Origin of the sequence: Tepidiforma sp. (assembly GCF_026419595.1) — a bacterium.
GTDB lineage: Bacteria > Chloroflexota > Dehalococcoidia > Tepidiformales > Tepidiformaceae > Tepidiforma.
Window position 1 is genome coordinate 26342 of record NZ_JANZZD010000005.1, and the last position, 24777, is coordinate 51118.

26 protein-coding genes (1 of these 26 running past the window's edge) are annotated in these 24777 nt (G+C 70.8%); 9 read left to right on the forward strand and 17 right to left on the reverse strand.

Translation table 11 applies throughout. The features are described from left to right. A protein-coding gene (locus N2041_RS14900; RefSeq protein WP_367187683.1) for a hypothetical protein crosses the window boundary here: on the forward strand, positions 1-260 show its 3' portion. The gene continues 505 nt to the left of window position 1, outside the view; 260 of the gene's 765 nt are visible here — the last part of the coding sequence; its start codon lies beyond the left edge, outside the window; its stop codon occupies positions 258-260. Between the two features lie 32 nt (positions 261-292). Here the strand turns inward: N2041_RS14900 and N2041_RS04045 are convergent, their stop codons facing one another. Genes N2041_RS04045 through N2041_RS04060 form a run of 4 tightly spaced genes read right to left on the reverse strand, consistent with a single transcriptional unit; the run spans position 293 to position 5355 of the window. Then, positions 293-628 carry a hypothetical protein gene (locus N2041_RS04045; protein WP_297676071.1) on the reverse strand — a complete coding sequence of 112 codons (336 nt, stop codon included), beginning with the start codon at positions 626-628 and terminating at the stop codon, positions 293-295. Then, positions 612-2015 (reverse strand): replication-associated recombination protein A, encoded by a 1404-nt coding sequence (locus tag N2041_RS04050; protein ID WP_297676073.1) that lies wholly within the window; start codon positions 2013-2015, stop codon positions 612-614. Before N2041_RS04050 ends, N2041_RS04045 begins: the two co-directional genes overlap by 17 nt. Before the next feature lie 5 nt (positions 2016-2020). After that, the gene (locus tag N2041_RS04055) at positions 2021-4384 is read right to left on the reverse strand and encodes an endonuclease MutS2 (RefSeq protein WP_297676075.1); all 2364 of its coding nucleotides are present in this window, start codon (positions 4382-4384) and stop codon (positions 2021-2023) included. 44 nt (positions 4385-4428) lie between these two features. Continuing rightward, entirely contained in the window at positions 4429-5355 is a 927-nt protein-coding gene (locus N2041_RS04060; protein WP_297676077.1) for a TIGR03564 family F420-dependent LLM class oxidoreductase, read from the reverse strand. Positions 5356-5439: 84 nt separating this feature from the next. Here N2041_RS04060 and N2041_RS04065 point away from each other — a divergent pair, with 84 nt between their 5' ends. The 3 genes from N2041_RS04065 to N2041_RS04075 are packed head-to-tail and all read left to right on the forward strand — an operon-like array spanning position 5440 to position 6784. After that, complete coding sequence (locus N2041_RS04065) at positions 5440-6216, forward strand: alpha/beta fold hydrolase (protein ID WP_297676078.1); 777 nt, start codon at positions 5440-5442, stop codon at positions 6214-6216. A 59-nt stretch (positions 6217-6275) separates the two neighbouring features. Then, on the forward strand, positions 6276-6536 hold the full coding sequence (locus tag N2041_RS04070; protein WP_297676080.1) for a hypothetical protein: 261 nt from the start codon (positions 6276-6278) through the stop codon (positions 6534-6536). A 29-nt stretch (positions 6537-6565) separates the two neighbouring features. Beyond that, positions 6566-6784, forward strand: a complete 219-nt coding sequence (locus N2041_RS04075) for an FmdB family zinc ribbon protein (protein WP_297676082.1) — start codon at positions 6566-6568, stop codon at positions 6782-6784. On the opposite strand, the gene N2041_RS04080 is transcribed toward N2041_RS04075, so the two are convergent. The 3 genes from N2041_RS04080 to N2041_RS04090 form a co-directional block, all read right to left on the reverse strand. Continuing rightward, positions 6773-7498 carry a TIGR01906 family membrane protein gene (locus tag N2041_RS04080; protein WP_297676084.1) on the reverse strand — a complete coding sequence of 242 codons (726 nt, stop codon included), beginning with the start codon at positions 7496-7498 and terminating at the stop codon, positions 6773-6775. The genes N2041_RS04075 and N2041_RS04080 overlap by 12 nt on opposite strands. A 49-nt stretch (positions 7499-7547) precedes the next feature. Then, the gene (locus N2041_RS04085; RefSeq protein ID WP_297676086.1) at positions 7548-8741 is read right to left on the reverse strand and encodes an LLM class flavin-dependent oxidoreductase; all 1194 of its coding nucleotides are present in this window, start codon (positions 8739-8741) and stop codon (positions 7548-7550) included. Positions 8742-8823: 82 nt separating this feature from the next. Next, positions 8824-9129 (reverse strand): hypothetical protein, encoded by a 306-nt coding sequence (locus tag N2041_RS04090; RefSeq protein ID WP_297676089.1) that lies wholly within the window; start codon positions 9127-9129, stop codon positions 8824-8826. 216 nt (positions 9130-9345) lie between these two features. Here N2041_RS04090 and N2041_RS04095 point away from each other — a divergent pair, with 216 nt between their 5' ends. From N2041_RS04095 to N2041_RS04105, 3 genes are read left to right on the forward strand one after another with little or no spacing between them, the layout of a single operon-like run. Beyond that, positions 9346-10359, forward strand: a complete 1014-nt coding sequence (locus N2041_RS04095; RefSeq protein WP_297676091.1) for a murein hydrolase activator EnvC — start codon at positions 9346-9348, stop codon at positions 10357-10359. A gap of 43 nt (positions 10360-10402) precedes the next feature. After that, on the forward strand, positions 10403-11050 hold the full coding sequence (locus N2041_RS04100) for a DUF402 domain-containing protein (RefSeq protein ID WP_297676093.1): 648 nt from the start codon (positions 10403-10405) through the stop codon (positions 11048-11050). Between the two features lie 31 nt (positions 11051-11081). Next, entirely contained in the window at positions 11082-11423 is a 342-nt protein-coding gene (locus N2041_RS04105; protein WP_297676095.1) for an FmdB family zinc ribbon protein, read from the forward strand. Between the two features lie 6 nt (positions 11424-11429). On the opposite strand, the gene N2041_RS04110 is transcribed toward N2041_RS04105, so the two are convergent. From N2041_RS04110 to N2041_RS04135, 6 genes are all read right to left on the reverse strand, one after another. Continuing rightward, positions 11430-12269 (reverse strand): matrixin family metalloprotease, encoded by an 840-nt coding sequence (locus N2041_RS04110; protein WP_297676097.1) that lies wholly within the window; start codon positions 12267-12269, stop codon positions 11430-11432. A gap of 128 nt (positions 12270-12397) precedes the next feature. Then, entirely contained in the window at positions 12398-12865 is a 468-nt protein-coding gene (locus tag N2041_RS04115; RefSeq protein WP_297676099.1) for a hypothetical protein, read from the reverse strand. Between the two features lie 174 nt (positions 12866-13039). Next, a complete protein-coding gene (locus N2041_RS04120; RefSeq protein WP_297676101.1) occupies positions 13040-14149 on the reverse strand; it encodes an acyl-CoA dehydrogenase family protein in 1110 nt (369 codons plus the stop codon). Between the two features lie 133 nt (positions 14150-14282). After that, on the reverse strand, positions 14283-16247 hold the full coding sequence (acs, locus tag N2041_RS04125) for an acetate--CoA ligase (protein ID WP_297676102.1): 1965 nt from the start codon (positions 16245-16247) through the stop codon (positions 14283-14285). A gap of 72 nt (positions 16248-16319) precedes the next feature. Beyond that, positions 16320-17648 (reverse strand): CoA transferase, encoded by a 1329-nt coding sequence (locus tag N2041_RS04130; RefSeq protein WP_297676104.1) that lies wholly within the window; start codon positions 17646-17648, stop codon positions 16320-16322. Then, entirely contained in the window at positions 17645-18850 is a 1206-nt protein-coding gene (locus N2041_RS04135) for a CoA transferase (RefSeq protein WP_297676106.1), read from the reverse strand. The genes N2041_RS04130 and N2041_RS04135 overlap by 4 nt, the downstream gene beginning before the upstream one ends. A 157-nt stretch (positions 18851-19007) precedes the next feature. Between N2041_RS04135 and N2041_RS04140 the strand changes: the two genes are divergently transcribed. After that, entirely contained in the window at positions 19008-20477 is a 1470-nt protein-coding gene (locus tag N2041_RS04140) for an acetyl-CoA hydrolase/transferase C-terminal domain-containing protein (RefSeq protein WP_297676108.1), read from the forward strand. 10 nt (positions 20478-20487) lie between these two features. Here N2041_RS04140 and N2041_RS04145 read toward each other — a convergent pair whose 3' ends face one another. Further along, complete coding sequence (locus tag N2041_RS04145) at positions 20488-21501, reverse strand: lysylphosphatidylglycerol synthase transmembrane domain-containing protein (protein WP_297676110.1); 1014 nt, start codon at positions 21499-21501, stop codon at positions 20488-20490. 71 nt (positions 21502-21572) lie between these two features. Between N2041_RS04145 and N2041_RS04150 the strand changes: the two genes are divergently transcribed. Then, positions 21573-22559, forward strand: a complete 987-nt coding sequence (locus tag N2041_RS04150; protein ID WP_297676112.1) for a phosphatase PAP2 family protein — start codon at positions 21573-21575, stop codon at positions 22557-22559. On the opposite strand, the gene N2041_RS04155 is transcribed toward N2041_RS04150, so the two are convergent. The 3 genes from N2041_RS04155 to N2041_RS04165 are packed head-to-tail and all read right to left on the reverse strand — an operon-like array spanning position 22519 to position 24768. Further along, positions 22519-23319, reverse strand: coding sequence for a protein-glutamate O-methyltransferase CheR (locus N2041_RS04155; protein ID WP_297676114.1), 801 nt, complete (start codon positions 23317-23319; stop codon positions 22519-22521). The genes N2041_RS04150 and N2041_RS04155 overlap by 41 nt on opposite strands. Next, the gene (locus N2041_RS04160) at positions 23316-24395 is read right to left on the reverse strand and encodes a chemotaxis response regulator protein-glutamate methylesterase (protein WP_297676116.1); all 1080 of its coding nucleotides are present in this window, start codon (positions 24393-24395) and stop codon (positions 23316-23318) included. The genes N2041_RS04155 and N2041_RS04160 overlap by 4 nt, the downstream gene beginning before the upstream one ends. A 16-nt stretch (positions 24396-24411) precedes the next feature. Further along, positions 24412-24768, reverse strand: a complete 357-nt coding sequence (locus tag N2041_RS04165) for a response regulator (RefSeq protein ID WP_270056153.1) — start codon at positions 24766-24768, stop codon at positions 24412-24414. Positions 24769-24777: the final 9 nt, after the last annotated feature.

The window sequence follows — 24777 nt, forward strand, 5'->3', positions numbered from 1 at the left end:
CGGCAGAAGCTGAGACCCTGCAGAAGCAGCTCGACGCGGCTACCTCTTTGAGGAGCACCTTCCAAACTGGCGAGACGCTCCGCGGTCTTCTGCTCACCACGTACGGCTTTAGCGTCATCACCGACCGCGTTCAGGTGGCCGCCTACATCGCATACGGCATCGCAGCCGTGATGGCGATCCTTGCGGCAGCTGGCTACGTCCACGCGTTCCGGACGCCGCCGGACCGGGTCGTTCTCTCGAATCGTGATGCCGAACGGTAGCGAACCTCAGCTTTCCTCGCGGGAGGGCAGCCCTACCGGCTGCCCTCCCGCGCTTGCTGTTCGAGGATGGCGTTGGCGATGAGCCGCGCGTGGGGATACGGCTTCCAGCCCTGCGGCGTGTTGTAGTACCGCGTCCCGCTCTGGTACTCGTCCGGCTCGCGTTCGCCGTATTCGACGTCGATACCGTTCACGCGGATCGACGGGGAGCCGAGGAACCGCTTCGCGCGCGCCTCCTCCATTCCTTCGACTTCGGTGTAGATGACCTCGATGGAGGGGTCGGTCGCCTCGAGCGCGAGCCGCAGCGCCTCCTCCGCTTCCGGGCTCCTGCCGGTTGCCTTCGAATACAGGAATTCAATCGTCACGGCCATCGCTGCCGTCCTCCTCTCGATTGGGTGCCGGGCTGCCGGCGGCCGCCCTTGCGGCTTCGATTGCCGCGCGCCAGCGGGCGGCGAGCGCTGCTTCTGCGCCGAGCTCCCCCGCCCGGTAATACTCCCTGCCCGCGAGCGCTTCGGGCAAATACGCCTGCCCGGCGGCGATGTGGCCCGGCTCGTCGTGCGCGTACCGGTAGCCCTGCCCGTAGCCGAAGGCGGCCATCAGGCCCGTGGCGGCATTCCGCAGGTGGAGCGGGACGGGCTCGCCGGCCGTCGCGCGGGCATCTTCCAGCGCCGCCCCGAGCGCGGCGTAGGCGCTGTTGCTCTTCGGCGCGAGGGCGAGGTAGACGGCGCATTCCGCCATCGGGATCGCGCCCTCCGGCATGCCGATGAGGTGCACCGCCTGCTGGCAGGCGGTCGCCAGCACCAGCGCCTGCGGGTCCGCCAGCCCGATGTCCTCCGCCGCGAGGATGACCATCCGCCGGGCGAGGAACAGCGGGTCTTCGCCGGCCTCCACCATCCGCGCGAGCCAGTAGAGCGCCGCGTCGGGGTCGCTCCCCCGCACCGATTTGATGAACGCCGAGATGGTGTCGTAGTGCGCGTCACCGGCGCGGTCGTAGTACGGCCGCCGGTCCTGCAGGGCCGCCGCGATGTCGCCTGCGTCGATACTCGCGCTGCCGCGGGCGGCGGCGAGGTCGGCAGCGATTTCGAGCGCGGTGAGCGCCGCCCGGGCGTCGCCGTGGACGCTCCGCGCGAGCAGGTCTGCTGCTTCGCCGTCGAGGGTGAGCCCGAGGCGGCCGAGCCCGCGTTCGGCATCGGCGAGCGCCCGCCCGGCGAGCCGCCGGATCGCCGCCTCGTCCAGCGGCTGGAGGCGCACGACCCGCACCCGGCTGAGCAGCGGCGCCACGACTTCGAACGAGGGGTTCTCCGTCGTCGCGCCGATGAGCGTGATCGTCCCCTCCTCCACGTGGGGCAGGACGACGTCCTGCTGGGCCCGGTTGAACCGGTGGATTTCGTCGATGAAGACGACGGTCCGCCGGCCGGCCCGGCGCGCCCGCTCGGCTTCGCCGATGACGCGGCGGAGGTCGGCGACGCCGGAGGTCACCGCTGAGAGCTGGACGAACGCCGCATCGGCAGCCGCGGCGAGCAGCCGCGCGATCGTCGTCTTGCCGCAGCCGGGCGGCCCCCAGAGGAGGACCGACGGCAGCCGGCCGCGCCGCGCCAGTTCGCCGAGCATCGACCCGGGCCCGACGGCCGCTTCCTGTCCGATGACCTCATCGAGCGACCGGGGCCGCATGCGGGCGGCGAGCGGCGCATCGGGCGGTGGCGGAGCGGCCGGCGCATCGCCGAAATCGAACCCGCCCTGGAGGGCGTCCTCCGCCATCGCCGTCAGCCCGCCAGCAGCGCGATGGTGACGCCGTCGCCGCCCTCGGCCGCCGGCGCCGATTCGTAGCTGCGGACGAGCGGGTGCCGGGCGAGCGCTTCCCGGATCGCCGCGCGGAGCGCGCCCGTCCCCTTCCCGTGGATGATGCGGACGTACGGCAGGCCCGCCCGGAAGGCCGCATCGAGGTAGCTTTCGAACCGCTCGAGCGCCGCCTCCGCCCGCTGGCCGCGGAGGTCGATTTCGTGGCTGACGGGCGGGCCGGCGGGCACGACGACGGTCGCGCCTCCGCCGCCGCCCTGCCGCTTCTCGATGCGGTCGACCCGGTCGATGCTGACTTTCATCCGGATGCTGCCGAACTGCACCTCCAGCCGGCCGTCTTCGCCGGGCGCAGTCAGCGCTTCACCGAGCTGGGGGATATCGCGCACGTGGACGAAGTCGCCGGGCTCGACCTCGCGGCTGATGACGGGCGCGGGCGCCGCTGCCCGGCGCGGGACGGCGGCGCGGGCGAGCCGCTCACGCTCGCGTTCGGCCTGCCGGAGCGCCTCCTGCGCCGCCTGCGGGTCGAACTGCCGCTCTGCGCTGCGCCGGCGGAGCTGCTCGATTTCCCGGCGCATGCGGGCGAGCGTGTCCTCGGCCTCGCGTTTCGCCTCCGCGAGCACGGCCGCCCGCTCGTCTTCGATCCGCTCCCGTTCGATGGCCAGCTCACGCCGGGTGCGCTCAGCCTCGGCCCGCGCGGCTTCGGCGGCGGCCCGGGCGGCCTCGGCTTCGCGCCGCTGGGCGCGGATCTCCTCGAGCAGCGACTCGAGCTCGAAGTGGCCGGGCGCCAGCTGCTCCGCAGCCCGCGCCACGACGCGCTCATCGAGCCCCAGCCGCCGCGCGATGGCGAGGGCGTTCGACTGCCCCGGCAGGCCGACGACGAGGTGGTAGGTCGGGCTCAGCGTTTCGAGGTCGAACTCGACGGACGCGTTGGCGAGCCGCGAGTCGCCGTGCGCGAAGACTTTCAGCTCGCCGTGATGGGTCGTCGCGACGAGCGTCGTGCCCCGGTCGAGCAGCTCTTCGATGACCGCACGCGCGATGGCGGCGCCTTCCGCGGGGTCGGTCCCCGCGCCGAGCTCGTCGAGGAGCACCAGCGTCGAACGGTCGGCCTCCCGCAGGATGCTGATGATGTTCCGGAGGTGCGAGGAGAACGTCGAAAGGCTCTGCTCGATGGACTGTTCATCGCCGATGTCGGCGTAGATCTTCGGGTAGAAGCGGATGCGGCTGCCCTCGTCGCAGGGGACGCCCATCCCGGCCTGCGCCATCAGGGTGAGCAGCCCCACGGTCTTGAGGGCCACGGTCTTGCCGCCCGTGTTCGGGCCGGTGATGAGGATGCCCTGCGGCGATTCGCCGACCTCGATATCGATGGGCACGACCTCGCCGCGGAGCAGCGGGTGCCGCGCGCGGACGAGCCGCGTCGGCCCCTGCTCGCCGAGCCAGCTCTCGGCGTCGCCGGCCGGCGGGAGGGCGGCGCGCATCTTCCGCGCGAGCCGCGCGCGGGCGCTGATGAGGTCGAGCTCGGCGAGCGCATCGAGCGAGCGGAGCGCCTCGTCAGCGCGGCTGCCCAGCTGGTCCGTGAGCCGCTGGAGCACGCGGCGGACCTCCCGTTCCTCTGCGAGCCGCAGCTCGCGGACGGCATTGCCCGCTTCCACCACGGCGAACGGTTCGATGAAGAGCGTGGCCCCGCTCGATGAAACGTCGTGGACGATGCCAGGGACGAGCGACCGGCTGTCGGACCGGACGGGGATGACCTTGCGGCCGTTCCGTTCGGTCAGCAGCCCTTCCTGCGCGGCCCCGCGGCGGAGCGCCTCGGCGAGGGCGGCCTGCGCCCGCTGTTCGAGCCGCGCCTCGGCAGCGCGCAATTCGCGGCGCACGAGGGCGAGCTGCTCGCTCGCGGCGTCGAGCACCTCGCCGCGCGGCGAAATCGCCTCTTCGACGTCGCCCGCGAACGCCCGGAAGTCGCTGATGCGGTCGCCGATGGCGGCGAGCGCGGGCACGCGGTCGCGCACTTTTTCGAGCACCAGCCGGGCGCGCCGCGCCGTGGTCAGCACCTGCGCGCATTCGAGCAGCGCACCGGGCTCCAGCAGCTGGCCGATGCCGGCTGCGCGCAGGTGCGCCCGGATGTCGCGCGCGCCGGAGAACGGGATGTCGATGCCGAGCTGGTCGAGCAGCCGCATCTCCGCGGTCTCGGCAGCGAGCTGCTTCGCCGCGGCGAACTCGGCTGCCGGGCGCAGGGCGCGGGCCTTCTCCGCGCCGAGGCTGAAGGCCGCCTCTGCCGCCAGCAGCTCGAGCACCCGGTCGAATTCGAGAACCCGCAGCGTGTGGTCGTTCATTCGACTCCAGCGTATCGGACGCCGGGGCCGCGGGCGAACCCCCGTCAGCCGCCCGCGGAGCGGCGGAACCCGGCGAGGAACTCGATGGTCCGGCCGATGGCGGCCGGGTCGCCCTCCACCGGGAAGGGCGAGGCGTTGAAGTCGGTCACCCCCGCGGCGGCGAGGGCCCGCAGCTGCTCCGCGACGTCGTTCTCGGACCCGACGATCGCGACGTCGGCCGGGCCGGCCGCGCCCTCCACGTCGAGCACCGCCCGGTAGGAGGGCAGCGTGCCGTAGACGGCGAACACCTTCGCGGCCGAGGCGCGCGCGGCGGCGGCATCGGCCGTGACGGCCACCGGGAAGCCGGAGACGATGCGCGGCGCCGGGCGGCCGGCCTCGGCGGCTGCTGCCCGGATGGCGGGAATGGCGGTCTTGCGCAGGTAGGCGGGGCCGCCCATCCACGTCGCGGTGCCGTCGGCCAGCCTGCCGGCGATTTTCAGCATCTGCGGCCCGAGCGCTGCGACGATGACGGGCACTCTGCCCGCGCCGGGGACCGTCAGCTGGCCCTGCACCCGGTACTCTTCGCCGCGGAACTGCACGGGCTTCCCTTCGAGCAGCGGCACGAGGACGGAGAGGTACTCCCGCATGTGCCGCACCGGCTTCGAATAGTCGAGGCCGAACATCCCCTCGATGACGACCCGGTGGCTCAGGCCGATGCCGAGTGTGAAGCGGCCGGCAGCCGCCGCCGAGGCGGTGAGCGCCTGCTGGGCCAGCGCCATCGGGTGGCGCGGGTAGGTCGGGACGACGAACGTCCCCAGCTCGATGCGGGACGTTTCGCGGCCGGCGAGGGCCAGCGTCATCACGGCGTCGAGCCCGAAGATGTTCGGCAGCCACGCGGCGTCGAACCCGCTCTCCTCCGCCCGCTGGACCTGCCGGATGACCTCGGGCAGCCCTTCGCTCCCGGTGATGCCGATACCGATGCCGATCTTCATGCCGTTCGACCTCCTCTCCCGGCAGGTCAGCCTACGCACTCGCGGCGCTCCGGTGAAGCGGCGCCGCGCGGTAGACTTCGGCCCATGCCCTATGCGGCCGTCAACGGGGCCCGCCTCTACTACCGGCAGCACGGCGCCGGCCCGGACCTCGTCTTCATCCACGGCGCCGGCGGCAACCACCTCGCCTGGTGGCAGCAGACGGCGCATTTCGCCCGGGCCTATCGCGTCACGGTGTACGACGCGCGCGGCTGGGGGCTCTCCCGCGGCGAGATGGCGGTGGGCCGGACGACGCTCGGGACGGACCTGCTCGGGCTGCTGGACCACCTGGGCATCGAGCGGGCGCACATCGCCGCGCAATCGATGGGCGGCCGCGCGGTGGCCGGGCTCGCGCGCCTCGCGCCGGGCCGCATCGCCTCGCTCGTCCTCAGCGGCACGACTGCCGGGGCGACGAATGACCGCATCCGGGAGATGCAGGCGGCGCTCCGGGCTGAGCGGGGCGATGCCAGCCTCCGCGAGCAGGCGCTGGCGCCGGGTTTCGAGGCCGAGGAGCCGGGGCTCGCGCTGCTGTACCGCCAGATCAACGCCCTCAACCCGCCCCGGCCGCGCGGCCTGCTCGGGCCGCCGCCGCCGACCTACCGCGGCTCGATGCACGAGCTCCTCGGCAGCCTCGGCGTCCCGGTCCTCTACATCGTCGGCGAGCACGACGCCATCACGCCGCCGGCGATGATCCGCGAGGCGGCTTCGCTCGTCCGCGGCGCGCAGGTGCACGTCATCGCCGGCGCAGGCCACTCCTGCTACTTCGAACGCGCGCCCGAGTGGAACGCCGTCGTCGGGGAATTCCTCGCCTCAGTGCCGGGGTAAACTGCTGAGGAGATGAGCCGTTGCCATTAGGTGAACGGCCCGGTTATGGTCTAGCTCCCATGGCCTGGCTCATCCGGCTGTTCCGGTCGTTGATCGATGCCCTGCTCCGGCGTTCGCAGGAGGACGCCTGGGTGGAGCCGTCGAACGCCATCACCCGCGCGGTGCTCACCGCGCCGGCGTCCATCAGCCTGCCGCCCATCGAACCGCCGGTCCGGCGGCAGCGCCGCACGGCGAGCATCATCGCGCTCAACGCGCGGCAGCAGCCGGCAACCCGCACGGCCCAGCGGGTCCGCCGCCGGCGCGCCAGCCGCGCGGCCTGAGCAGCCGGCCGCCGCCGTATACTTTCGGCATGGCGATCTACGAGTTCTACTGTCCGACCTGCCGCGAGAAGTTCGAACAGCGCCGCCCGATGGCGAGCGCCGGCGAACCGGCGACCTGCGCCCGCGGCCACCGCGCCGAGCGCGTTCTTTCGATGTTCGCAACACCGAAGGGTGCGGCCGCCGTGGCCGAGGCCCCGGCCGGCGGCTGCTGCGGCGGAGGGGGCTGCGCCTGCGCGTCAGCCAACTGACGCTGCTTCGTTACCTGCCCGCCGGGTTCGCAGGAGATAGAGGCCCGCGGCCGCGGCGATGACGGCCGCCTGGATGCCGATGAGCGCGCCGGCGAGGTAGGTCGTTTGCTGCCAGAACGGCTCGGGGAACATCTGGATGAGCCGGTCGGTATCGGGATCCAGCCGCCAGAGGTCGTTCCGGAAGGCGATCTCGTGGAACGTCGTCCACGCCTGGTCGAACCCGGTCACGGCGAACACCGCGATGACGCCGACGGCTGCCGCGCCAGCGCCGAGCCCGGCCAGCGCCAGCTTCGCCAGCCCCCGGATGGAGCGCTCCCCCGACCAGAGCACCGCGAGCGCGATGTAGCCGAGCACGACGACGAGCGCCGTTTCGTTGACGCGGAAGAGCGCCCGCATGAGTGCCTTCACGTCGCGCATGTGGGCCACTTCGCGCTCGCCGAAGAGCGGCTCCTCCGCGCCGTTCACGGTCACGACGATGCGCAGGGAATCGGCGTCGTTCTCGAAGTAGTCGATGATTTCCTGCCCGGCGCGGTCCAGCTCCGCCAGCGGCAGACCCGTCCGGTCGGCGGCGTCGAACGCGCGGAAGCCGTGCCGGTAGTAGGCGGCGTCGCCCGCGATCCACCGCACCGTGCTGGTCACGATGAGGAGCGGAAGGGCGGCGGCGAAGGCCGCCGCTGCGAGGCCCTGGATGATGGGCGGCAATCGGCGCTTCACACCCGGCATCTTGGCCGGGGCGGGCGGAGCGGGCAACCGCGCGGGCGCGTCAGACGTTGCCGCGCTGCATCCGGTTGATCATCTCGGCCGGGAGCTGGACGCCGGCATCGATGAAAGCCTTGCCGATGGCCGCCGCGTTCGGGCCGAAAATCGTCGTGCGGTTGTCCGAGACGAACTTCTGGCTGGCGGCGATGCGTTCGTACTGCCCCTGGAATCGCGGCGCGACGTACCGGGCCCACAGCTCGTAGCTGTGAATGGTCTTCTCCCAGGTCGTCCATTCGTGGGCGAGGCCGAGCAGGCAGCCGAAGCCGCCGGAGAGCTCGAGCAGCCGCTCGATCGCTTCGATGGCGTCGTCCGGCGTCCCGATGATGGCGCCCCCGCGCGCAACCGTCGATTCGACGTCGCCCGGGTTCGAAGGGTCGGCCGGCCGGCCGAGCGTCTCTTCGAAATACTCCTTGTTCCAGCGGAGCATCCCCTCGGCGACGTCCGCGAAGGCCTGCTCGCGGGTGTCGGCGAGGTGGATTGGCATCACGAGCCGCCAGTCGTCGCGGCTGATCGTCTTGCCCGCCTTCGCCGCGGCTTCCTCGGCCATCTCCCACGTCTTCCCGAGCGAGATGAGCCCGCCCGGCTGCGAGACGGCCACGCTCAGGATGCCGACGCCGTGCTTGCCGGCGGTCACCGGGCCAGCGGGCGAGAAGGTGCTCGCCACCGCGACCGGCATGTGAGGATGGGTGTACGGCGCGAGCTGGAGCCGCGCTTCCCGCATCGTGAACCACTCGGTCTCCATCGTGACCGTCTCGCCGCGGAAGAGCCGGAGGATGACACCGAGCGCCTCGTCCATCCGCGCGCGCTGCGTGAGCGCGTCGATGCCGAGCATGTAGGCGTCGGAGGTGAGCGCGCCGGGCCCGACGCCGAACATCGCGCGGCCGCGCGTCATGTGGTCGAGCTGCACCATCCGGTCGGCGAGCATGAACGGGTGGTGGTAGGGGAGCGAGCTCACGCCGGTGCCGAGCTTGATGTGCTTCGTTCGCTGGGCCGAGGCCGCGATCATCAGCTCCGGCGAGGCGATGAGCTCCCAGCCGGCGCTGTGGTGCTCGCCGAACCACGCCTCGTCGTAATCGAGCCGGTCGAGGTGGTCCACCAGCTCGAGGTCGCGCTGGAGGGCGACGGTCGGGTTCTCGCCGAGGCGGTGGAACGGGGCGAGGAAGATGCCGAAGCGCATGCGCGCGGGCCGGTACGTCATGGTGCTGTCCCTCTGCTGCGCCGCCCTGCGGGGCGGTCCTTAGCGTCGGCCGAAATAGTAGCCGAAATGGCCCGTGTGTGCGCTACTGCCGGCTCACCGGCCGTTTCAGGAACATCCTCCGGCCCTCGATGGCGACGAGCTCCCAGCCGGCGGCGCCGAGCAGGCCGAGCAGGGCGACGATCGGCATGCCCCGCACCCGGTGGCGGCCGAAGCCGCGGACCGGGTCGCCGTTCGCGAGTTCGACGAGGATCCGTTTCCGTTTCCGGACGATGGCGGCGTACTCCCAGGCGGGGCCGGCAGCGGCAGCCGGCATCGACGACGGTTCAGGGCGGGCGGGGGCGACGAGGGCCGAGAGGCCCTGGCCCAGGCCGGGGCGCTGCCGGGGCATGGTCCCTCCGAAGGGTGCGCGTTCGAGCCCGAACTATCCCGGCCGGCGCCGCTCCGCGCAATCGGCCGCCCGCGAGGCCTTTCCCCTGCGTTGCCCGCGGCCTTTCCCGCGGCGGATGCCCCTGTCCGCTGCTGCCTCGGCGGCCGATTCTCCTTGCAGGAGACGCCGCAGGCGGCCGTGCGCGCCCTGCCTGCAGCGGCCCGACGAGGAGGACACATGCCGCCCGGCCGCGGTTTCTACGGGAAGGAGTTCCGCTCCCGGCGCAACGAGCGCCGGATGGCGCCGTTCTACCTGCTCGCCGCCGTCCCCGTGCTGGCCGTTTTCGCGGCTGTGGGGATGCTGCTGGCCGGCGGCGGCGATGACCCCGCGCCGGCGGCCGACCCCGGCGCTCCCGCTGCCGGTTCGGAGCGGAAGCCGGAATCGACGCCGACGAACACGCCGGCGCCGACCCGCCACCCATCGTCGCGCGCCGGCGGCATGGAGGAAGGCACCTATCGGCCCGCCGCGAACCCGCCGAAGCCGGACATCCGCGAATACCTCATCGCCGGCGGCAAGCGGTTCGCCCTCCCCCTCTCCGCCCACGCCGGCGTCGAAGACTATTTCGGCACCGACCGCGGGAACGGTCTCCGCCACGCCGGCGTCGATTTCTCGCTCGTCGGCCTCAAGAACATCCCCGTGCAGTCCGCCTGCGACGGCGAAGTGACCGCAACGGGCAGCGATGAGCGGTACGGAACGCACGTCGTCATCGACTGCGGCGGGGGCTTCGAGACCGTCTACGGCTGGCTGCAGGGCCTGCGCGTCGCGAAGGGCAACCTCGTGAGCAAGTCGACCGTCATCGGCACGGGCGAGCCGGGCGGCTTCCTCCACTTCGAAATCCGCTACCTCGGCGTGCCGGTCGACCCGGCGGATTTCGTCCAGGTGCCGGGCCGCGAAGTCATCCCGTGGACGCCGACGCCAACGCCCACGCCGAAGCCGGACGATACGCCGACGCCGGAACCGACCGCCACGAACACCCCGCGGCCCGGCGGCGGCGCGCCGCGGAACGACGGCGGCGCGAGCCCCGAACCGCAGCCGAATACGCCTGACCCGGGCCCGCCGACGGCGACCCCGACGCCCGAGCCGCCGACGCCGACGCCCACGATCACGCCCACCCCGACGCGCACGCCGACGCCGACGCGGACGCCCGTCCCGCCGAAGGCAACGCCGACGCCGCTGCCGCGCGCCTACTGACGGCTTGCGGCCGGGCGGCGCGGGCGGGACGATCGCCGGCAGGATGCGCCGTTTCGACCCGGGCGAGACCGTCGCGCTGCGCTACATCACCCGCGCGGACAGCACCGTCGGCATGACGTGGCCCGCCCGTGTGGTGGCGGATACCGACGAGCTGGTCGCGCTCTGGATTCCGGAGGGGGCCGAATACCGGGCCTGGCACCGGCCGCCGGGCGAGCCCCGCCGCCTCGTCCCCGCCCGCTGGCGCCGCGAGACGCTCCGGCTCATGTTCCCCGGCCGCGCGCATTCCACCTGGTGCTCGTGGGAAGGCCCGGAGCGCGCCTTCCGGATGTACTACGTCAACTTCGAAGAGCCGTTCCGCCGGACGCCGATCGGCTTCGACACGAACGACCACGCGCTCGACATCATCGTTTGGCCGGATTTCCGCTGGGAGTGGAAAGACCTCGACGAATTCGAGGCGCTGGCGGCACAGGGGGTCTTCACGGAGCCCTTCGCGGCAGCCGTGCGCGCGGAGGCAGCGGCGGTGCTCGCCGAGCTCGACCGCCGCGCCGGCGTGTTCGCGGGGGAATGGGCGCGCTGGCGGTCGCCCGCCGGGTGGTCCGTTCCCCGGCTGCCGCCCGATTGGGCCGAGGTGCCGCCCGAGCCGTGGGAGCTCCGGACCTGGGCCTACCGCCCGCATCTCTCGCCGCGTTGACGCCTGCCCGCCGCCGGCGGACGATCGGGCCATGGCGCTGTACGAATACGTCTGTGCTTCCTGCGGCACCCGCACCGAGAAGCGGATGCCCATGTCCGACGTGCTTCAATTCATCCCCTGCCCGAACTGCGGCAAGCAGGCGCAGAAGTCGTTCGGCCGCTTCGTCCTCGTCGGGCGGGCCCAGCCCGGCGTCGAAGACGGCCCTGCGCCATGGGAAGAGGGCGGCGAGGGCGGGGAGGAGGGCGGCCACGGGCACAGCCACGAGTGGGGCGGCCATTCCCACGGGCACGGCCATTCCCATGGGCACAGCCACGGGCCCGGCGGCCACTCCCATTCCCACAGCTGGGACGACCTCGACCTCGGCGACGACTGAGCCCCGTCAATCCCGGCTCACCACCGGGAGGACCAGCCGGAACCCGGCGCTTTGCCCGCCTGGCGCCGGGTACGCCTCGACCATCGCTGCACGGTCATCCGCCTGGAGCACGTTGCGCTCCTCCCGCGGCTTGAGCGACGGGTACATCACGGCCTGCCGCTCGTCGTCGGTGCAGCGGTTCGCGCTCTCGCAAGGGTGGCCGAGGCCGGCACCGTGCCCGAGCTCGTGGAGGATGGTCGAGGCGAGGTCGAACTGGCCCGGGCCGAGGCTGCCGCTCGGGCCCCAGTTCACGCTGGCGTTCAGCTGGATGTCGAACTCGCGCAGGTTGCCGCTGCCGCTCCAGACGCTGCAGGTGACGCCGAGCGTCGTCGACGGCAGCGACGTCGTGAACGTGACGGTGTTCCGCCCGTCGAGCTGGCGGTTGGTGAAGTTGCAGGCCCCGGCGTCCGCGGTCGTCGTGCCGGCGTACTCGAACCGGAACGCCGAGCCTTCGATGCTGCTCCACTGGCCGATGGCGCCCCGTACCAGGTCTTCGATGGGCAGGGCGGACGGCCCGCCGGCGGGGTTGAGCCAGACCCGCACGGGCATTGCCGAGGGCGACCAGCGGTTCGGGTTGAGTTTGAAGGCGGCGCCGGCGTCCGGGACCGGCTCGAGGTCCGGGTCGCTCCCGTCCCAGGTGAGGACGTGGATGCTGACGCGGTAGCCGTCCGCGGACGACTGCTGGGCGGGCGTCTGCGCGGCCAACGGCAGAGCCGCAACGACCGCCAGCGCGATGAGCGCGACGGCGGCCGACCAGGCCAGCGCCCGGTTCGTTCGCGATAGCAGGGGCGAGCCGGCGCGCCGCATGGGGGACACTATGCCGGACGGGCGCGAACGGTGCTACGGAAGCCGGCGCGGGGCGGTTCGTAAACGGGAAAGGGGCCGGCACCGGGCCGGCCCCCTCGCTTTCGGCGGGCTGGAACTGCCGCGGAAGATTACTCCGAGAAGAGCTGCGCCTTCTGGCAGTCCGCGTTGTTCTCGGCGATCTTGTTCAGCCGGTCGGCCGCGCCCGAGGGCGGCTCGGGGAACGGGTCCCCGTCGAACGTCGAGGTGTCGCCCTTCTTGAGGGCGGCGACGGCCTGGTCGAGCGACTTCCCGGCCTCGGAGTGCCACTCCTTCAGGTCGGCCGGCGGCTTCGCCTTCTTGAACGAGGCGGCGAAATCTTCGAACGGCTTGGCGACTTCCTTGGCGGCTTCTTCCTCGCTCTCGATGGTCGCGAGCTTGGCGATGATCTTGGTCAGGTCGTCCTGGAACTTGGCGCCGGCCTTGCAGATGTCGGCGACGAACTGCTCATCGGACCCGGTTCCGCCACCGCCGCCTCCGCCCCCGCACGCCCCGAGGAGGCCAGCGGCCAGCACGGCGGGGAGCAGGAACGCCCCGAGCTTGAAACGATGAAATGGCATCTACATGTTCTCCTTTGCTGCTTCCCGCCGGGGCCAATCCTGACCCCCGTAGGTGGTATATGCAAATGTTCGGCGCGCTGTGGTGATTCTCGATGATCGGTTGTGCGCGCAAACGCACCAAAAGCAACGGGGCCCGCGCGTGCGGGCCCCGTTGCGTCCGAAGACCGGGAACGATCAGATCTCCAGCATCTGGGCGACGCGCTCGCGGTGGTAGTCGCCGTCGCCCCAGAAGAGTTCCGCGCGCTTCTGGCGGCGGAAGTAGAGCTGGATGATGTAGTCCTTGGTGAAGCCGATGCCGCCGTGGATCTGCTGGCCGTGGGCGACGACGCGCCGGCTGGCGTCGCTGCACCAGGCCTTGGCCATGGCGGTGTCCATGTCCTGCGAGTCTTCGTTCTCGCTCGTTGCCCAGGCGGCCTTGTACATGATGAACCGCATGCCGTCGACGTCGGTGACCATATCGGCGGCCTTGTGCTGGATCGCCTGGAAGGAGCCGATCGGGCGGCCGAACTGGACGCGCTCCTTGGCGTAGTTGACCGAGATCTCGAAGTCGCGCTGGGCGAGGCCGACGAGGTAGGCGCACTCCAGGCAGGTCGCCATGTTGCGCAGCCGCGCGGCCGTCTTGTCATCCATGTCGATGACGTCCGCGGCCGGGACCTTCACGTCCTTGAACACGACTTCGCACTGCTTGTCGCTGGCGATGGTCTTGAGGACGGTGATGCTCACGCCTTCGGCCGTGCGCGGCACGATGAAGGTGCTCAGGCGGCCGTCGGGCTTCCACGCGACGACATGGAGGTAGTCGGCGACGTGGGCATCGGGCACGAAGAGCTTGGTGCCATTGAGCACGAAGTCGCTGCCGCTCTGGGTGGCCTTCATTTCGATGCCTTCGCGGTCCCAGCGGCCCGAGGGCTCGGTGATGGCGTAGGTGTGGATGGCGGTGCCGTTCGCGATGTTCGGCAGGTACTTCTTCTTCTGTTCCTCGGTGCCGGCGAGGATGAGTTCAGCGGCGCAGACGGCATTCGGGATGAACGGGCCCGGCACGAGCGCGCGGCCGAACTCCTCCACGAGGATGCAGAGGTCGAGGAAGGAGAAGCCGGCGCCGCCGTACTCCTCGGGAATCATCAGGCCCTGCCAGCCGAGGTCGGCCATCTTCTTCCAGAGCTCGGGGCTGTAGCCCTTCTCGTCGTCCTCCATGGCGCGGACGTGCTCTTCCGGGCACTCCTTCTCGAGGAACTCGCGGGCGGAGTTTTTCAGCAGTTCCTGTTCTTCGCTGAGGCCAAGGTCCATTCGTTCTGCGTCCCTTTCGATGTGTCGTGACCGCGTCCCGCGCGGCCTGCCGAACCCGGTTCGGGCCGGCGTCCTGTTGCGGGCCGGATTGTAACAGGATGTTTCGCAGGGTGCGAACCGGTCCGCGCCCCGCTCAGTCCGCCTTCGCAGCCCCCGCGATGATGTCCTGCACGACGGCCGGGTCGGCCAGCGTCGTCACGTCGCCGACGTTTTCCGGCTCGCCCTCGGCGATCTTCCGGAGGATGCGCCGCATGATCTTGCCGGAGCGCGTCTTCGGCAGGCCTTCGACGAACTGGATCTTGTCCGGCGTCGCGATCGGGCTGATCTCCTTCCGGACGGCGTCGCGCAGCTCTTTCGCGAGCTCGGGCGAACCGCTGAAGCCGGCCTTCAGCAGCACGTACGCGTAAATCCCGGTGCCCTTCACGTCGTGCGGGTAGCCGACGACGGCGGCCTCGGCGACCGCCGGGTGGCCGACGAGTGCGCCTTCGATCTCTGCGGTGCCGAGCCGGTGCCCGGCGACGTTCAGGACGTCGTCCACGCGGCCGGTGATCCAGTAGTAGCCGTCCTGGTCGCGGTGGCAGCCGTCGCCGGTGAAGTACTTGCCCGGGTAGGCGGCGAGGTACGTCTGGATGAACCGGTCGTGGTCGCCGTAGACGGTCCGCATCATGCCGGGCCAGGAGGCCTTCATGCAGAGCCGGCCGGTCACGCCGTTCCCTTCGAGCTCGTTCCCGTTTTCGTCGACGACGCACGGCTGGACGCCGAAGAACGGCAGCGAGCCGGAGCCGGGCTTCATCGGCGTGCAGCCGGCGAGGCCGGTGATCATGTGGCCGCCCGTCTCCGTCTGCCAGTAGGTATCGACGACCGAGCAGCGGCCTTCGCCGACGACGTTGAAGTACCAGCGCCACGCTTCCGGGTTGATCGGCTCGCCGACGGAGCCGAGGACGCGCAGCGAGGTGCGGCGGTACTTCGTGACGTACTCGTTCCCTTCGCGGGCGATGGCGCGGATGGCCGTCGGCGCGGTGTAGAAGACGTTGATGCCGAGCCGGTCGACCATGTCCCAGTAGCGGCCGGCATCCGGGTAGGTCGGCACCGATTCGAACATGACGGTCGTCGCGCCGTTGCCGAGCGGGCCGTAGACGATGTAGCTGTGCCCGGTGATCCAGCCGACGTCGGCCGCGCAGCAGTAGACGTCGTCCTCCCGGACGTCGAAGACGTACCGGTGGCTGGCCATCACGTGGAGCAGGTAGCCGGCGTGGGTGTGGAGGACGCCCTTCGGCTTCCCGGTCGAGCCGGAGGTGTAGAGGATGAAGAGCGGGTCTTCGCTGTCCATCTCCTCCGGCGGGCATTCGGCCGATTCGCCGGCCACCTCATCGTGCCACCACGTATCCCGGCCGGGGGTCATGTTCACCGGCGTCCCCGTGTGGCGGTAGACGATGCAGAACTCGACGGTATGGCCCGGCTCGGCGAGCGCCTCGTCGACGTTCGCCTTGAGCGGGACGGGCCGGCCGCCGCGCCGCCCTTCGTCCTGCGTGATGATCGCCTTGCAGCTGGAGTCATCGACGCGGTCGCGGATGGAGCGCGGCGAGAACCCGCCGAAGATGACCGAGTGGATGGCGCCGATGCGGGCGCAGGCGAGCATCGCGGCCGCCAGCTCGGGCACCATGCCCATGTAGATGGCGACCCGGTCGCCCTTCTTCACGCCCTTGCGGCGGAGGGCGTTGGCGAGCTGGTTCACCATCACCGAGAGCTCGCGGTAGGTGACCCGGCGGTTCGTGCCCGGCTCGTCGCCCTCCCAGAGGATGGCGGTCTTATCTCCCCGCTGGGCGAGGTGCCGGTCGACGCAGTTCACGGAGGCGTTCAGCCTGCCGCCGATGAACCATGCGATCTTCCCCGCGCGCAGGTCCTCTTCGACGACCCGCTCGAACGGCTTCGAGAAGGTGAGGAACCGGTCCGCCATTTCGCGCCAGAAGTTCTCGCGGTCTTCGACGCTGCGGCGGTACATCTCGCGGTAGGTGTCCATATCGGCGACGAGCGCGCCTTCGCGGGCGTGCGCCGGCGGGTCGTACCGCTCGTCGACAGGGAGGCCAACGTCGGCCATGCCACATCCTCCAGTGCAGGGGCTCAGGTGCTGCCGCGCATTCTACCCGCGGCCGGGCGCGAAATCCGCCGGTCAGGGCACGCTCGGGTCGTACTCCTCGGCGATGTGGCCGCCGGCCTGCAGCGCGGCGTACTCCTCATCGCTCACCTTCAGCAGCTCGCGGTAGACGTACTCGTTGTGCTCGCCGAAGCAGACGGGCGGCTGGTAGAACTCGACCGGCGTCTTCTCGAACTTCCAGAGCGGCCCGACGTATTCGTGGGTGCCCGCGTCCCGGACCGTCTGCGTCTTGAAGAAATCGCGCGCCCGGAGGTGCGGGTCGTCGAACATCCGCGACGCTTCGAGCACGGGGGCAGCGGCGATGCCGAGCGCCTGCAGCTGGTGCATCAGGTCATAGTCCTCGCGCTCGCGGGTCCATGCCGCGATGCCTTCGTCGATTTCGCGGTGATGCGCCGCGCGGCCCTCGTTGGTGGCGAAGCGCGGGTCCAGCGCCCACGCGGGCGAGCCCATCGCCTCCACCAGCCGCTGCCACTGGTCATCGTTCTCGATGTGGATGGCGATCCAGCGGTCGTCCATCGTCGCCGCGGTGCCGGGCGATTTCGCCGGGTAGACGCCGCAGGGCGCGCGGCCGTGGACGTCGCGGTTGCCGATCGCGCCCTGCACGTTCCGGTTGAGCGAGTAATCCATGATCGCCTGGGTGAACATGGCGGCCGCGTTCTCCGCCTGGGCGATTTCGATCGTCTGGCCTTCGCCGGTCCGCTCGCGATACCAGAGGGCGGCCATCACCGCGAGGGCGCCCTGCGCTCCGGCCATGTAGTCGCCGGAGTAGATGGCGGTGTTCGCCGAGGGGTCGGCGTCGTCGTACCCGCGGAGGAGGGTGTGGCCCATCACCGCCTCGAGGTGCACGCCGAGCGCGCGCGCGTTGTGGTACGGCCCGGTGAGCCCGTACGCCGGCACGCGGACGAGGATGATGCGGGGGTTCGCCTCGCGCAGCCACTCCTCGGTGATGCCGAGCTTTTCGAGCGTCCCCACGGCGTTGTTCTCGTAGACGACGTCGGAGACGGCGACGAGCCGGCGCAGGATGTCCTTGCCTTCCGGCCGGCGGAGGTCGACCGTGAAGCTCTTCTTGTTCCGGTAGAGGCTGACGAACGTCGGGTTGTAGTTCCATGGCCGGGGGCCGACCTCGTTCCGCGGCAGGCCGCCGCTCCAGGCGATGCTCCGCTCGAGCAGGATCTGTGGCGGCCGGGCCATCGCGCCGCGGGTCATCGGCTGGAAGACGAACGGGTTTTCGGGCTTGATGACCTCTGCGCCGAGGTCGCCGAGCAGCATCGTGGCGAACGGCCCGGCCCAGACGACGCAGAGGTCGATGACGCGGATGCCTTCGAGCGGTTTGTGAGTCGTCACCGCGCACCTCCCGCAGCGAGCACCTGGCCGATGGTGGCGTCATCGACGCCGGCTTCGCGGAGCACTTCTTCCGTATGCTGGCCGAGCAGCGGGGCGACCCGGCGAAGCTGCCAGCCGCCCTTGCCCATGATGAAGGGCCGGCCGGGGAACTCGACCTCGCCCAGTTCGGGATGGTCGGCCCGCGCCCAGAAGCCGCGGTCGCGGAAGTGGTCGTCCTCGAAGAGGTCTTCCATGCTGAAGAGCGGCCCGCAGAGCACTTTCGCCCGCCGTGCCTCCGCCCAGATCTCCCGCTTCGTGCGTTCGAGGCACCAGGTCAGGAAGTAGACGTTCCATTCTTCGATGACGGCCGGGGCGAGCCGCTGGACCGGGTCGCTGAAGCGCGGGTCCTGGTTCCATTCCGGATGGCCGAGCATGTCGTCGATGCGGTCCGGCCGGAGGGCGGCGTTGGTGAACTCGACGTACCCGTCGGCGCACGGGTAGATGCCCTGCGGCATGCCGGCGCCGCCGCCGGCCGCCCGGATCGTCTTCCGGCCGCTGAACTGGTAGGCGATGGCCGTGGCATGGCGGCGGTCCACGCCGCCGAAGTGCGTCTCAGCGAGCGAGATGTCGACGTGCTGGCCGATGCCGAACCGCTTCGCTGCCCAGAGCGCGCCCATGATGGCGACAGACGCTGCCGCGCCCGATTCGAAGAGCGCGGCCGTGCCGGCCATCTTCACCGGCTCGCGCTCGGTGAGCCCCATCGAGTACATCTCGCCAGCGAACCCGTAGAGGGTCAGCTCGCTCAGCCGGTAGTCGCGGTACGGGCCGGTCTGTCCGAAGTTCGAAATCGAAACGACGGGGAGCGCCGGGTTGATCCTCCGGAAGAAGTCGAGGCCGACGCCCAGCCGGTCGAGCGTGCCCGGCGCGAAGTTCTCGACGACGACGTGCGCCGTCTTCGCCAGCGCTTCGAGCGCGGCCTTCCCCGCCGGCTCGCGGAGGTCGAGCACGACGGAGCGCTTGTTGCAGTTGAGGTAGAAGAAGAGGCCGCTACGCTCGGGGTGCGGCGTGCCGCCTTTGAAGGGCGGGAGCTGGCGGGCGATATCGCCGCCCGGCTTCTCGATTTTGATGACGTCGGCCCCGAGGTCGGCGAGCAGCCGCGTCGCGTAGGGGCCCGCGATATGGTGCGTCAGGTCGAGGACGCGGAGGTCATCCAGCGCCTGCATTCGTCCCACCTCCTGCTCGTGCCGCCTGCCCTGCGGCACCGCGGAACTCTACCAGAGGCCGCGGAGGCGGTGAACTGCCCCTTTCGACGCGGGCCGGTAGAATCCCCGGTCAGCCTGCCGGGCGCGGAGCCCGGCCATTCCCCACGGAGGTGTGCCCATGGCCATCCGCTACCAGAACTGGCGCGACGAGTACAAATCCCGGCAGAAATCCCTTGCCGAGGCGATGCAGGTCATCAAGGAAGGCGACCTCGTCGGCGTCACCATCCTCTGCCCCGCCCCGCTCGTGCAGGCGTTCATCGAGCGCGCGAAGCAGCTCGGCAACGTTTCGGTCCGCACGCTGGCGCCGAACTACCCGGACCTCTTCAACACCGAACTCTTCAAGGGCGAGCGCGAAATCGAGCTCTTCATCGGCGATGCGATGCGCCCGGCGCACGATGCGAAGATCGCGACCTACCTGCCGAACACGTTCATGCTCGGCATGAAGGCGTTCGACAACGGCCGGCCGGAGGCCCGCATCCCCGATGTCTTCCTCACGCCGTGCAGCCCGCCGAACGAGCACGGCTACGTGCACTTCGGCCCCCACATGTGGCAGCGGAAGAGCTACGCCAAGCGCTGCAAGCACACCATCGCCATCGTCGACCCGAACATCACGCCGGTGCACGGCGACGTCTGGATGCACGTCTCCGAAATCGAGACGTTCATCGACGGCGTGATGAAGCCGGTCGATATCCCCGCGATGGAGGAGCGCGTCCGCACCCAGGCGAAGGAGGAGGACCGCCAGGCGCTGCTCGACATCATGAAGCGGGCGACGCCGGACCAGCTGGCGCTCGTGGAGCACACCTTCCATACCTTCCCGCCGTCGCTCCTCGGCGCGGCCCTCGGCATCCAGGAAGTCGACCCGGCGGCGCAGGCGATCGCTGACAACCTCCGCCAGATCATCCGCGACGGCGACACCATCCAGGTCGGCGTCGGCCAGCCGAGCCAGCTGATGTTCCTCGCGGGCGCCTTCGACGACGCGAAGCACCTCGGCGTGCACACCGAGCTCGGCTCGCCCGGGCTGGCGAAGCTCTGGGCGCGCGGCATCATCGACGGGTCGAAGAAAACGCTCTTCCCCGGCAAGTGCATCGCCGTCGCCTGGACCGGCTGCGACGGTGAAGACCTGAAGATCATCGCCGACAACCCGGCGTTCGAGCTGCACCAGCACGATATCGTGCTCAACCCGGCCTTCATGTCGCAGAACCACCAGATGACGTCCATCAACAGCGCCATCGCGGTCGACCTCCTCGGCCAGATCGCGAGCGAGGACCGGTTCGGCGGCCACATGGTGAACGGCACCGGCGGCCAGCCCGACACGCACATGGCGGCGGCGATGTGCAAGAACGGCCGCGCCATCACGGTGATGCGCTCGACGGCGATGGACGGCACGATTTCGAAGGTGGTGGCGAAGCACGAGGCGGGCACGCTCGTGACCATCCCGCGCTACCTCGCGGACACGATCATCACCGAGTACGGAGTCGCGCGGCTGCTGGACAAGAACCACCGCCAGCGCGCCGAAGAGCTCATCTCCATCGCGCACCCGGATTTCCGGGCCGACCTGCGGCGGGAAGCGAAGGAACTCTGGGGCTGAGGCCCCGCACTCAATCGTCGCGCAATGCCTGCGCCGCGGGGGCCGCCTCGCGGCGCAGCAGCGCGGGCGAAAGCCGGTCGCGGCTGGCGAGCAGCAGGGCCGCGCCGATGAGGCTGACGGGCACGACGTTCACGAGGTGCGCGAGGATCGCGAAGCTGAGCGCCCGCGCCTCGGGCACCCCGAACGGCAGCAGCGAGGCGGTGGCCGCGATGTGGAACACGCCGATGGCCCCGGGCGAGCTCGGGAGCAGCATCGCGAGGTTCGTCGTGCAGGTCAGCAGCACGGCGACCGCGAACGGGGCATCGATGGCGAGCGCGCGCATCAGCAGGTAGTTGATGGCGAACGCGCCGACCCACGCTGTCCACGACCAGCCCCAGATGTGGACGACCCGCTCGCGCCGGAAGAGCCGGCCGAGGCCGTCCGCGAACGAGGAGGCCTCCGCCCTGATGCGCTGGTTGGCGGGCAGCCGGCGGTGCAGCCGCTCGGAGCGCGCCACCGACCGGAGCCGGCCGCGGAAGAGCGCGCCGAGCACCACGGCGGCAGCCAGCGCCGCCACGATGACCCAGGCGGCCGTCTTCCACCCCTCGTACCGCGCCGGGACGGGGAGGAAGGGGCTGACGGCGAGGAAGCAGAGCAGCAGGGTGATGGTGTCGGTCACCCGCTCGGTCAGCATCGACGAAAGGACGTGGCCGAGCCGGATGCCCGGCTGCCGGGTCGTCATGGCGACGCGCGCAACGTCGCCGAGGCGTGCCGGCAGTACGTTGTTGAGCAGGAAGCTGATGTGGAGGATGCGGTAGAGCCGCCGCGTGGTGACCGGCGCCGAATCGGGCAGCAGCAGCCGCCAGCGGACCGTCTTCGCGATGAGCGAGGCGACGAGGCAGGCGATGGCGAGCGCGACGAACAGGGGGTCGGCGGTGCGCAGCGAGGCGACCGTGGGCGTCCACGGGATGAGCTGCCACAGGAGCGCCACCGATGCGGCGGTGACGACGAACCCGGGCGCCGACCTGGCGAGCGAACGGATCACTGCCCAGTCCCTTCACCAACAGCGTGCCACAAGCCTTCCCCAAGGGAAACGGCCGGGCTACGCTGGAAGGCGTGTCGGTAATCGCCGAATCCGGCCGCTCGCGCGGATGGAGCCGCCTGCGGCTGCCGCCCCTGCCGGAGCCCCCGGCCACGAAGCGGGGCCGCCTCCTGCTCGCCGCCCAGGCGGGCATCCTCCTGGCGATGACCCTCTCCGTCGCTACCCGCACCTGGCAAGACCACCTCTGGGTCGGCTTCCTGCTCGTGGGCGCCGCCGCGCTCCTCTGGGCGCCGGAAGTCCGTCAGCGCCGGGTGCGCCGCTGGTGGTTCGTCTATGTCGCCGGGATTTTCGTCTACACGCTCCTCCGCGCCTACGCCGACGAGACCGGCGTGCCCGTCCGCATCGAGTACCCGATTCACTTCGACCGCTGGCTCTTCCTCGGTACGGACCCGACGCTCTGGCTCCAGCGGGAGATCTTCGATCCCCGCCGCATCGGCTTCGTCGACTACGCGGCGGTGGCGACGCACTGGTCGTTCTTCATCGCGCCGCACGCGCTCGCCGTCGGCGTCTTCCTCATGGACCGCCGCAACTTCCCGCGGTTCGCCCTGCTGATGGTCGGGACGATGTGGCTCGGGCTGGTGCTCTTCTTCGCCGTGCCCACGGCGCCGCCGTGGTTCGCGGGCGAACTCGGCGCGCTCGCCGGGGTTCGCCGGATCATGGACTACGTGGGCGGCTCCATCCACGGCAGCGCCTATTCGTCGCTGTACGCCGCGCTCGGAGAGCCGAACTCGGTCGCGGCGATGCCGTCGATCCACATGGCGGTCACGTTCGCGATGTACCTCTGGGCGCGGCGGCACATCCCGGCGCTCGCGCCGTGGCTGCTCGGCTACTCGGCGGTGATGGCGCTCTCGCTGGTCTACCTCGGCGAGCACTACGTCTCCGACCTGCTGGTGGGGGTCGCCTGCGCGTTCGCGGCATGGCTGGCCGCTTCCCGGTTCGCCCCGGAGATCCCGGAGCCCGCTATGCAGCCCGCTGATACAGGTTCACGCCCGCGGTTTTGAGGCCGATGTCGCTGGACCGCATGATCATTTCGCTGCCGCCGACGAAGAGGACGCCCCCCGGCCGCAGCGCCTTGCTGAAGCCGGCGTAGATGTGCACCTTCGCCTCATCGGTGAAGTAGATGACGACGTTGCGGCAGGCGATGAGGTCGAGGTCGGACGGATAGGCGTCCTTCAGCAGGTCGTGCCGCCGGAAGGTCACTTTCCGCCGAATCTCATCGACCACGCGGTACGTCCCGTCCTCGTGGATGAAGTACCGCTTGAGGTAGTCGGGCGGAACCGACCGCACTTCGGAGGGCAGGTAGCCTGCGCCGTCCTTCGCGCGCGAGAGGATCGGCATGTCGACGTCCGTCGCGAGGATGCTGTGGCGCCCCTGGGGGTCGATTCGGTCGAGGATCATCGCGATGGTGTAGGGCTCGCAGCCGATGGAGCAGCCGGCGCTCCAGATCTTCAGGCTGCGCCGCTCCTTGAGGAGCTGCGGGAACCAGCGCGTCTCCAGTTCGCGGAACCGCTCGGGCTGGCGGAAGAACTCGCTGACGTTGATCGTCAAGGTGTCGCGCACTTCGTCGAGCAGCTTCGGGTCGGCCGAAATCGCCCGGGAGAAGGCCGTCCACGAGCTGATGCCGCGGCGGGTCATCAGGCTCCCGAGCCGCCGCTTCATCTGCGGCTCCTTGTACTGGCCGAGGGGGACGCCGATGGCAGCTTCCAGCGCGCGGCGGAACGAGAGCCACTGGGGGTCGGAGCCGGTCTCCTGCATCGTCATGCTTGCCTCCCGGGAACGCTCGCGGCGAGCGCCGCGGCGATGCGGTCGATGGGCAGCTGCCGCGCCGATTTCGTGCGTTCGACGGTGACGCGCGGCATGCCGTAGACCACGCTGGTCGCCTCGTCCTGGGCGAAGACCTGCCCGCCGGCAGCCTCGACGCGCGCGGCGCCATCGGCCCCGTCCCGGCCCATGCCGGTGAGGATGGCGACGCTGACGGCGCTGCCGAACACCTCCGCCGCCGAGAAGAGGGTGACGTCGACGCTCGGGCGCACGCCGTGGACCGTCGGGCCGTGGTCGAGCCGGACCCGCCGGTCCCGGCCGATGATGAGGTGGTAATCGCCGGGGGCGATGAGCACCCGCCCGGCGACGAGGAGGTCGCCCTCCTTCGCCTCGGCCACGGGCAGCGGCGAAAGCCCGTCCAGCCGACGGGCCAGCGCGCCCGTGAAGCCGGGGGGCATGTGCTGCACCACGACGACCGCCGCGTTGAGGCCGGCCGGCAGGTGGGGGACGACCTGCGTGAGGGCCGGCGGCCCGCCGGTCGAGGACCCGATGACGACCGCGTACTTCGCCGGCTGCTGGCTGCCCGCGAGCGGGGGACGCTCGGGCAGCCGCACGACCGGGGGCGCCGGCGCGGCCGGCCGACGCCGCGCCAGGCGGGCCTGGCTCGCCCGCTGAACCGCCTCGAACAGCTTTTCGCCGACGTTGACGAGGTCCGCACTGAGGCCGGACGGCTTGCCGACGCACTCGACGGCGCCCGCTTCGAGCGCCCGGATCGCGGTGGCCGTGCCTTCGTGCGTGAGGGTCGAGACCATCACGATCGGCGTCGGGACGGTCTGCATAATCTCCGCGACTGCCGAGACGCCGTCCATCCGCGGCATCTCCACGTCCATCGTGATGACGTCCGGGCGGAGCTGGAGCGCCTTCTGGACGGCTTCCATGCCGTCGGCGGCCTGGCCGACGACGGTGACGCCGGGGTGGGCCGTGAGCAGCCGCTCGATGGCCCGGCGCATGAACGCCGAGTCGTCGACGATGAGGACGCGCACGGGCCGCGCCGGGGACTGGGCCGGGTATGCCACCGCCGCGCCTCCCCGCTCAGTTGCAGAGCTTGCTGACGGCAGCGAGCACGCGGTCGGCCTCGGCGGGCTTGACGAGGAAGTCCTTCGCCCCGCTCTTGACGGCTTCGAGGACGATCTGCTGCTGGCCGAGCGCGGTGACCATGGCCACCTTCGCGTTCGGGTCCACCTTCCGGATCTCTTTGAGGGCGGTGAGCCCGTCCATCTCCGGCATGGTGATGTCCATCAGCACCGCATCGGGCTTCGCCGCCTGGTACTTCTCGACCGCCTCGAGGCCGTTTTCGGCCTGGATGACTTCGTACCCGGCCTCCGTGAGGATTTTGGACATCCTCATGCGCATGAAGGCGGCATCGTCGACAACGAGAATGGTTGCCATCGTGTGTCT